At 52.0% G+C, this 9,080-nt stretch carries 7 protein-coding genes and 1 other RNA gene; 1 reads left to right on the top strand and 7 read right to left on the bottom strand.

Annotated elements, in window-relative coordinates; translation table 11 throughout:
* Positions 1-101: 101 nt before the first annotated feature.
* The gene (locus RW092_RS17130; protein ID WP_016311472.1) at positions 102-605 is read right to left on the bottom strand and encodes a YpuI family protein; all 504 of its coding nucleotides are present in this window, start codon (positions 603-605) and stop codon (positions 102-104) included.
* Positions 606-763: 158 nt separating this feature from the next.
* On the opposite strand from RW092_RS17130, the gene RW092_RS17125 reads away from it, so the two are divergent.
* Positions 764-2,716, top strand: coding sequence for a S8 family peptidase (locus RW092_RS17125; RefSeq protein WP_085169641.1), 1,953 nt, complete (start codon positions 764-766; stop codon positions 2,714-2,716).
* A gap of 87 nt (positions 2,717-2,803) precedes the next feature.
* On the opposite strand, the gene rnpB is transcribed toward RW092_RS17125, so the two are convergent.
* From rnpB to RW092_RS17095, 6 genes are all read right to left on the bottom strand, one after another.
* Positions 2,804-3,215: RNase P RNA component class A (rnpB, locus tag RW092_RS17120), an RNA gene on the bottom strand.
* A 121-nt stretch (positions 3,216-3,336) separates the two neighbouring features.
* Positions 3,337-4,452 (bottom strand): Nif3-like dinuclear metal center hexameric protein, encoded by a 1,116-nt coding sequence (locus tag RW092_RS17115; RefSeq protein WP_085169642.1) that lies wholly within the window; start codon positions 4,450-4,452, stop codon positions 3,337-3,339.
* Positions 4,428-5,189, bottom strand: a complete 762-nt coding sequence (locus RW092_RS17110; protein ID WP_316010781.1) for a tRNA (adenine(22)-N(1))-methyltransferase — start codon at positions 5,187-5,189, stop codon at positions 4,428-4,430. The genes RW092_RS17115 and RW092_RS17110 overlap by 25 nt, the downstream gene beginning before the upstream one ends.
* 310 nt (positions 5,190-5,499) lie before the next feature.
* Entirely contained in the window at positions 5,500-6,624 is a 1,125-nt protein-coding gene (gene rpoD / locus RW092_RS17105) for an RNA polymerase sigma factor RpoD (protein ID WP_316010780.1), read from the bottom strand.
* Between the two features lie 46 nt (positions 6,625-6,670).
* Positions 6,671-8,494 (bottom strand): DNA primase, encoded by a 1,824-nt coding sequence (gene dnaG / locus RW092_RS17100; protein WP_016311466.1) that lies wholly within the window; start codon positions 8,492-8,494, stop codon positions 6,671-6,673.
* A 101-nt stretch (positions 8,495-8,595) separates the two neighbouring features.
* On the bottom strand, positions 8,596-9,045 hold the full coding sequence (locus RW092_RS17095; RefSeq protein WP_316010779.1) for a YaiI/YqxD family protein: 450 nt from the start codon (positions 9,043-9,045) through the stop codon (positions 8,596-8,598).
* Between the last annotated feature and the right edge of the window lie 35 nt (positions 9,046-9,080).

Below are 9,080 nucleotides of genomic sequence, written 5' to 3'. Positions count from 1 at the left end.
AGCGGGTGGTTTTTTGTTTCGCACGCTTCGCGAGCTCAACTGGCTAAAGCCATAATAAAAAGATGCCGTCATCACGGCATCTTGTCGTTTCATTTTCATTTTTATTTGGCGGAACGGTTTAATCGCAATTGGGTTAAATAATCGCTCTCATAATAATTGAGATCGTCCCGCAATTCCTCAAAAATTCCGGTGATATCCAGCACGATGTCACGCGCCGCGCGAACCGGTTTCTTGCGGAATCGAATGGCATCCTGACCCGTATAGGCGTATCTGCCATCTTCGGAATAGCTTTCATTTTTAGGATAGAAGAAGTTATTAACGCAATCATGATACACATGGTACAGCACTTTCTCAGCAGCTTCCTCGTCAAAGGTACCGCGACGGAGGGCAACGCCTAGCTTCTCGTAGCAAACCTCACTGAACACAAGCAGGTGACGCAGATCTGACAAAAATCCTTGGTAAAACAATACTCTGTCTTCGTCTTGGCCTTCCATTAGCTGCGGCAGAGAATGATGGTTTAAGAACGTTTCAAGCTTCTCCACCGCTTGTTTTAATTTCTCTCGAGTGGCTTCACACAACTGCCTGATGTTATTGGCTTGTGGCATGCGAACAATTCTCCTTCACCTGTAATGATCGGTATAGTCATTAACGAAATTATCGTAACACAATTTTACAGAATACGGTATCCCTCAAGAATAAAATCAGGGGCATCACCTCACGCTATGGCTATGGACATTGGACATATAATAAAGGAGGTTTACTGATGAACTGGCGCAGATGGGCCGCTTGGGGGTTGACGGGGGCCGCGGCAGTAGCTGCGGTTTCGCTTCTCTTCCCATCCTCAGACAATGACAAGACGACTCCGCGGAATTCCGTAACTCAACTATCCGTGCCAAAGCCGGCGGAGGAGCAGAAATTAAAGCAAAGCATGCTGAAGCGAGATATGACCGCTACCGAACGGTTATCTCGCATGGACGCACGGGGCCATCTTCGTTCGCTTGCGGCAAGCTCTTCCGGCGGCAGTATAGGTGACAAGCTGCAACGTGCTGCGCGGGAATTGCAGAAGGATCATAAGCATTTTCAGGCGATCCTCTGGTACGATGCCACGAAAGGGCAAACCCGGCAGTTTCGGCGAGAGGATTTTAAACCGGACCCGGCTGTAAGCAAGCAACTCAACACCTATTTAGGGTACGCGAAAAAGGCGTTAAGCAAATCAAGCAGTTATGAATCGCCATCGTTCCCGGAGAAGCAGCCAAAATATTTCATTGCCGCAGAGCCGGTAAAAGGGAAAAAGCAAGGGATTATCGCGGTGATGGACATCGGGATCTTAGGTCGGGTGCAAGATCATCAGAATAAAAACCTGCGGTTGATCCCTTATCCGAAGGAAGGCAAGTTCAAGGTGGAATCGGTGCATGCGGACACACTGAAAGACATCACGGTGAAAACAGGACATGACAACGAAAAAGCAAGCCATTACTATGAAAACGAAATCGTGGTGACGTTCCATAGCAAGCCTACGGACGAGCAAATGAAGCAGATGTTGGCGGACATCTCCGGCAAACCGCCGCGGAAGCTGAACAGCACCTACATTTTCCGTTCGGATACAATGAGCATGCAGCAGTTGAAGCAATATTTTCAGAATAAATGGAAGCCGAAGTATATCGAGCCGCATTATCTGTATCTGACCAATGAAACCGGCGACAGCATTTGGGACGACCCGGGAAGTTACTATTACGAAGACGATCAGGTATCCGACACCCAAGGTACCGAAGAAACTCCCGAGATTCCAAACGATCTGCTGTTCTCCGAATACCAATGGAACCTGCCGATTATTGAAACGAATCGCGGCTGGAAATTATCCAAGGGCAGCAATGATGTGATCGTAGCAGTTGTAGACACCGGCGTGGATTTGAAGCATCCCGACCTGCAGGGGCGGTTGCTGAAGGGATACAATGTGATCAACCCGGACCAAGAGCCCACCGATGATGTAGGTCATGGCACGCATGTGGCGGGCATTATTTCCGCCAATGTGAACAACGGCGAAGGGATCGCCGGCATGATGTGGGGCGGTAAAATCTTGCCGGTCAAGGCGCTCGATCAATCCGGCTCAGGCACAACCTATTCGGTGGCTCAAGGCATCATCTGGGCGACCGACCACGGCGCCAAAGTGATTAATATGAGCCTGGGCAACTACGCCGACGCTCAATTTTTGCATGAAGCAATTAAATACGCCTATGAGCGGGATGTGGTGTTGATTGCGGCTACGGGCAACGATAACACCGAACGGCCGGGTTACCCTGCAGCTTATCCGGAAGTGTTGTCCGTGTCAGCAACCGACTATAATATGCAAAAGGCTTCCTTCTCCAACTACGGCGATTATATCGACGTGATGGCGCCAGGGGAAAGCATTGCCAGCACCTATCCGGATAATCAATATGCCGCATTATCTGGGACATCGATGGCAAGCCCGCACGTTGCAGCCCTTGCTGCTCTGATCCGATCGGTCAATCCGGACCTGAAGAACACCGAGGTCATGGACATCATCCGGAAGAACGTGATCGATTTAGGTGACAAAGGACGGGACAAATATTATGGATATGGGCAAATCGACGTCTATGCCGCGTTGCAGGCTGCTGGCGGCAGTGCAGCTCCGCTGCAGTTCTGGCCGCAGTCGGTCCAACAGAAAATGGATCGCGCAGTAGAGCGCGCGAAATAACTTTCTAAACCAAAAGCCTCCGCATCGCTGGATACATCCAAGCGATGCGGAGGCTTTAACATTGATATAGGTCATGTTCCCTTTAGTGATGAAAGTTTGCCATAAGCCGGGTTCTGTACTCGTTGCGGTATAACGGGAACCACCCTCCCGCCTTGAGTGACAATCATCTATCTAGGCCGCACATTACTGAGCGGCTCCAGCAACCAACCCGGACGCGCCTCGGGCAAAGGCCGCTTCGCGAAGAAGCTGCGTCCCATTAGGTCTTGCTCCAGGTGGGGTTTACCAGGAACGAAGTCGCCAGCGTTCCTCGGGGTCTCTTACACCTCGGTTCCATCCTTGCCTGTGATCCTCCACGAAGTGGAGAAATCCATCGGCGGTCCATTTCTGTGGCACTATCCTTCAGCTCGCGCTGACTGGACGTTATCCAGCACCCTGCCCTGTGGAGCCCGGACTTTCCTCCCGCGGCTTTGCAGCCGCCGGCGATTGTCTGTCAAACTTTCGTAAGGCAACACTAGTTAGTATACAGACATTGATGTCTGCTGACAAGAGCGATTTGACGGTAAACCTGACGTTTCCTGCCAGCTTTGGAGACCGTTGTTTTCGTAATGTTAGCCGCCTGTTTACATGAATCGAAACGGCTCAGTATTAACCTGAGAAGCATGTACCCGGGTCGCATATTTGCCTTCGTTTAATTTTTCTGTCAGCCAGGCCGCAACGCGAGGCTTCATGATTTTCTCCGCATTATGCCCCGGATCGATGATGGCAACTCCAGCCATCCAAGCATCCTGCGCGGTATGGTAATCGACGTCCCCGGTGACAAGTACGTCCGCCCCGCGGAATTGAGCACTCTTCCAATACCGCCCACCGGAACCGCCCAAGACCGCGGCCTTGCGAATCGGCCGGTCCAAATCTCCAACAACACGAACCATCGGCACGTCCAGCCGTTCCTTGACGCGCTGCACGAAGTCGCGAAGCGTAACCGGCTCTGTGAGCTTCCCGACCCGCCCGAGTCCAAAAGTGCGCCCCTTCAGATCCATCGGGTATAGATCATAGGCTACCTCTTCATACGGATGCTGCTTCAGCATCGCTTGAATGACCTTGCTGCGCAGGCTGTGCGGCACAACGGTTTCAATGCGTACCTCTTCGACCCGCTCCAGTTTGCCTTGGCTGCCGATGTATGGGTCGGTCCCCTCTCCGGGTTTAAACGTGCCAAAGCCTTCGATATTGAAGCTGCAGTGGCTGTAGTTGCCGATATGACCTGCTCCAGCATTCAACATCGACTGAAGCACCGGCTCGTGATGATCCTTCGGCACAAACACGACCAGCTTATACAGGTTGTCCGTATGCACATCTTCAAGCGAATCGGCACTTTCAATGCCCAAGACTTCCGCCATCCAGTCGTTCATCCCGCCGTCGGTGACATCGAGGTTCGTATGCGCGATATATACCGCAATATCGTTTTTGATCAGCTTCTCGTACACCTTTCCCATCGGCGTATCGCTCTGCAAATGAGCCAGCGGACGATAAATGATGGCGTGATGGGCAACAATCAGATCCGCTTCCAAAGCAATTGCCTCGTCCACAACCTCCTCATTTACATCCAATGCCACAAGCACATTGCGAATTTCCTTCTGCAGACTGCCTAATTGGAGGCCAATTTTGTCCCCCTCCATCGCCACATGCTTGGGAGCTAATTGCTCCATGTATTGCACTACTGTTTGTCCTTTGGCAAACATGCCAGCACCTCCTTTAACTGCTCCGATAATCGAGTGAGCTCCGCTTCCTTCTGACGGGAAGCCTCCAACGTCGAAGAAGCCACCGACCGGCGAATCCCCTCCAACTTACGAAGCTCTGATTCCCATTTCTTGAAAAAGACTTCATTCGGGGCTGCCGTTAATCGAGGCCCCATCATAAGCAGGAGCTCGCGAGTTAAGCTGACTCGGCCTCCTGCCAGCTGGCGTTCCCGGTAGAGCTCCGCATTTCGGGCTTCGGCATCCGGCGTGGCTTCGGCCATCAGCACTTCGTAAATTTTGCCGTCCTCCTCCAGGATCGCCTCTTCCGCCAAATACCAATCGTGCTCAAGTAGCCAGCGGCGGACAAATTCTCCGCCAACATTCGGCTGGAGCACGAGTCGCTTGACACCGGCCAGCTTCGCTTGACCCGCATCGAGAATGGAGGAGATCAGCGCCCCGCCCATGCCGGCGATGGTAATCACGTCCACCTCCCCGGGGGTAATGACAGCAAGTCCGTCTCCTTTGCGGACTGAGATGCGTGCCGTCTCCCCGGCCTCAGCCACCTGGCGGCGGGCCGCTTCCAACGGGCCGTCATTCACTTCGCCAGCAACGGCGAAGACCGCCTGTCCGCTGCGCACGGCAGCCACGGGCAGCAGCGCGTGATCTGATCCGATATCGGCAAACCGGCATCCCGCCGGAAGCCAGTCGGCAATGAGCTGCAATCTAGCTGACAATTTCATGTCGATTCTCTACACCACCCATTTTTTCTTAACCCATAGATAATAGCAGATCTGCCAAAGAGCAAGCGATCTTCAAGTGCCGAGGCATCTCAAATCGCATCATCTAGCAACGCACAACGATTTGCATTGCCCAGGGAAAAACGGTAAAATAAAAACCAATAAAGAAAAAGAAGGAAATTATTCCAAAAGTAAGGGGCGACGCTTCGCAGACTCAGAGCCGTTCACGACAGTATAAGGTCCATAAAGCGCCGCTTAACAAAAATGACCTTGCTGCTTGGCTGCAGAAGGTCAAGATTGCAGGCGTTAACACCTATTCGAGGAAGTCCTTCAACCGCTTGCTGCGGCTCGGATGGCGCAGCTTACGGAGCGCCTTCGCTTCGATTTGCCGAATACGCTCCCGCGTGACGCCGAAGACTTTCCCCACTTCCTCAAGGGTTCTCGTACGTCCGTCGTCCAGTCCAAACCGTAAACGAAGCACGTTCTCTTCGCGTTCAGTGAGCGTGTCCAGTACATCCTCCAGCTGTTCTTTCAGCAGCTCGTAAGCCGCTGCGTCGGCTGGCGCCAAGGCTTCCTGATCTTCAATAAAGTCGCCAAGATGGGAGTCGTCCTCTTCCCCAATCGGCGTTTCCAGCGATACCGGCTCTTGGGCGATCTTCATGATCTCCCGGACCTTCTCCACGCTAAGATCCATCTCCGCCGCGATTTCTTCCGGTGCTGGTTCGCGTCCCAGCTCTTGCAGCAGCTGCCGGGATACCCGAATCAGCTTGTTAATCGTTTCGACCATATGAACCGGAATCCGAATCGTACGGGCCTGGTCGGCAATCGCACGGGTAATGGCCTGACGAATCCACCAGGTGGCATAGGTACTAAATTTGAAGCCTTTCTTGTGGTCGAATTTCTCCACGGCTTTAATCAAGCCCATATTTCCTTCTTGGATCAGATCCAAGAACAGCATGCCGCGACCAACATAACGTTTGGCGATGCTGACAACCAACCGCAGGTTGGCTTCAGCCAAACGCCGCTTCGCCTCTTCATCCCCCTTCTCGATCCGTTTGGCCAGTTCCATTTCGTCGTCCGCCGACAACAGCGGGACGCGTCCGATTTCCTTCAGATACATCCGAACTGGATCGTTAATTTTGATTCCCGGAGGAAGCGAGAGGTCGTCGTCGTAATTAAAATCATCGTCATGCGAGTCGTCTCCATCGCCGCGACTGCGATGATCGTCGTCGCCGTCACCGGTGATGTCGATGCCGAGATCGGCCAATTGTTCAAAAAACTCGTCCATTTGCTCGGGATCCTGATCGAAAGGCGAAAGCTTCTCCATAATTTCTTTATAAGTTAAGGATGATCTTTTCTTCCCTTGTTCGATCAATTGATCCCTTACCTGCTCTAAGGTAAGTTCCGTTTCTAGTTCAGTATGTTGATCATTCGTCATTTCTGGCTCCCTCCTCCCTAGAAACATCATCGAAAGTCCGTTCGTCTTACTGTCTCTCTAGGGCAATAATCTCACTTGCAATTTGCGCCGCACGCAAATAGTCACCGGCCCGTTCGGCCGATACCATTTCCTCTTTCTTGCGTTTGATCTGCTCCAGCAGCGGCACCTTTTGAATTTCACGGATACAATCGTCCAACTCCTGTGTGGTCCATTCAGCCGGTGTATCCATCATCGCGATCGAGATGACCGTCTGCTCAAGCCGTTCATCCTGAAGCGAGGAAATGAACCGACTGGCATCCGGGGGTTTCCCTTGCGCATAATAGGCGTATAGATAAGCGGCAATCGCCACATGATCTTCGATGTTAAAGTTCGTCCCAAGGCGTTCGCCTACATAGCGGGACACCTCTTCGTCCTGAAGCATGAATGAAAGCAGTCTCCGTTCCGCCACATGAAAAGCGGGCAGCAACGTCGGCATGGATGCCTGCCCTTTTTTATGCCTACCATTATTCCACCTTTCGGGCTTATTATCCCCGGCATTTGCCTTTTTTTGCATAGCTGTTCTCAGCTCGTTGCACTCTTGCTTCAAGCTGTCGAAGGACACCTGCAATTCGGCGGAGAGCTCCTTCAAATAAATTTCGCGTTCGCTTGGGGAGGAGAGCGCCGCAATAATCGGCATCGCCTCTTTGATATAAGCGATCTTTCCGTCTTCTTCTAGCAGTATATGGTTTTTTCTCAGATATATAAGCCTAAATTTAACGGAAGATACCGCACCTTCCAAAACTTGATGACGGAACCGCTCGGCTCCGTACTTTTGGATAAATTCATCAGGGTCCAACCCTTCGCTGAGCATTGCAATTTTCACTTGGGAAAAACCTGCACCTTCAAGGATCGGAATGCTCTTTAAGGCTGCAGCCTGACCGGCGGAGTCTCCGTCATAGCAGACCAACACCTCATCGGCAAGGCTCCGCATGATCGCCGCATGGTGTTCCGTCAAAGCGGTCCCCATGGTAGCAACACCGTTGTGAACTCCGGCTTCCCATGCGCTGATGACATCGCCGTAACCCTCAAACAGGACGATTTGGCCTGTCTTGCGGATCTCGTTCTTGGCTTGATGCAAATTGTAAAGAACTCGGCTCTTTGTAAACAGCTTGCTTTCCGGCGAATTTAAGTATTTCGGTTGCCCGTCGCCGAGCACTCTGCCCGCAAACGCAATGACTTTGCCGTTTCGGTTGTGTAATGGGAAGATGACCCGATCGCGGAAGCGGTCCACATAACCGGTACCGTCCTGCTTCGCTGACAGCAATCCGCCCTTCTCCATCGTTTCCAAATTAAATGATCTCTTGTCCAAAAACTGGACGAGCGTATCCCATCTGGCGGGTGCGTAACCAATCTGGAATGTATCGATGGCCTTGTCGGTAAAGCCGCGGGATTTCAAATATTCCATCGCCGGCTTCCCGTATTCGGTGTTCTTGAGCAAATAATGATAAAGCTTGGAGGACCACTCATGGGCCTGCAGCAGCTCTTCCAACTCCCGGTTACGCGGAGTATCGGCGTAACTTCTGCCTTTATCCTCGTAAGGGATATGCGCCTCGTCCGCCATGATTCTGACAGCTTCGGGAAAGGTTAATCCTTCGATTTCCATCCTGAATTTGATGGCATTTCCGCCTTTGCCGCAGCCATAGCAATGGAAAATTTGGCGTTCGGGTGTGACTGTAAACGATGGGGTCTTCTCCGAATGGAACGGACATAACCCCTTCAAGTACTTCCCCTGCTTCGTTAGATGAACGTGCTTGCTGACCGTATCGACGATATCGTGCTGACGCAGAACCGCCTCGATGACTTCCTCCGGAATGCCACGCCCGGTACTCATCCAAATCACCTTCATCTTTCACGCGTGAGTATTGCTCAAAATGTCAAAAACACCGACATTTTGCTGCTCTCGGGTGACACGTAAATAGTAATTCGCTAAAACTATACATTCTCCTGCAAACGAAGCAAAAGTTTTGACAAAGCGTCGGCAAACCGCTCACGATCCTCGATGGTAAAAGGCTTGGGCCCCTTAGCGCGATGCCCTACCCGTCTAGCTTTCGCATGGTGATGACGGCGTTCGAGCAAATAGTCGATATTTCCCGGATGATAGATATCACCGCGCGGCGAAATCCCATGGCAGTCTCTTGCGATGATCAATGCCGCCAGCCCGTAGTCCTGGGTCACAACGATATCGCCCTTCTCTACATGGGCGGCAATGTACATATCCGCGCTTTGTCCGCTGCGATCCACCTGGACAACCGTCACGCCCGGTTCCGGCTGCAGAACATGATCATATGAGGCCACCATAATCACAGGTACACCAAATCTGCCAGCCGTTTCGGCAATTTTCGCCTTAACCGGACAGGAATCCCCATCGACGACGATCCGCATCCACCACGCCTCCATGTAATACAATATAACCTCGA

Source organism: Paenibacillus sp. 3LSP (genome assembly GCF_032465655.1).
GTDB lineage: Bacteria > Bacillota > Bacilli > Paenibacillales > Paenibacillaceae > Fontibacillus > Fontibacillus barengoltzii.
The sequence above is the reverse complement of the archived record's forward strand: the minus strand, read 5'-3'. Positions and strand labels throughout refer to the sequence as shown.

Excerpts from the sequence above, each read along its gene's own strand:
- RW092_RS17110 (WP_316010781.1), bottom strand. The coding sequence starts at position 5,189 with ATGAAATTGTCAGCTAGATTGCAGCTCATTGCCGACTGGCTTCCGGCG.
- RW092_RS17125 (WP_085169641.1), top strand. The coding sequence starts at position 764 with ATGAACTGGCGCAGATGGGCCGCTTGGGGGTTGACGGGGGCCGCGGCA.
- RW092_RS17115 (WP_085169642.1), bottom strand. The coding sequence starts at position 4,452 with ATGTTTGCCAAAGGACAAACAGTAGTGCAATACATGGAGCAATTAGCT.
- RW092_RS17095 (WP_316010779.1), bottom strand. The coding sequence starts at position 9,045 with ATGCGGATCGTCGTCGATGGGGATTCCTGTCCGGTTAAGGCGAAAATT.
- RW092_RS17130 (WP_016311472.1), bottom strand. The coding sequence starts at position 605 with ATGCCACAAGCCAATAACATCAGGCAGTTGTGTGAAGCCACTCGAGAG.
- dnaG (WP_016311466.1), bottom strand. The coding sequence starts at position 8,494 with ATGAGTACCGGGCGTGGCATTCCGGAGGAAGTCATCGAGGCGGTTCTG.
- rpoD (WP_316010780.1), bottom strand. The coding sequence starts at position 6,624 with ATGACGAATGATCAACATACTGAACTAGAAACGGAACTTACCTTAGAG.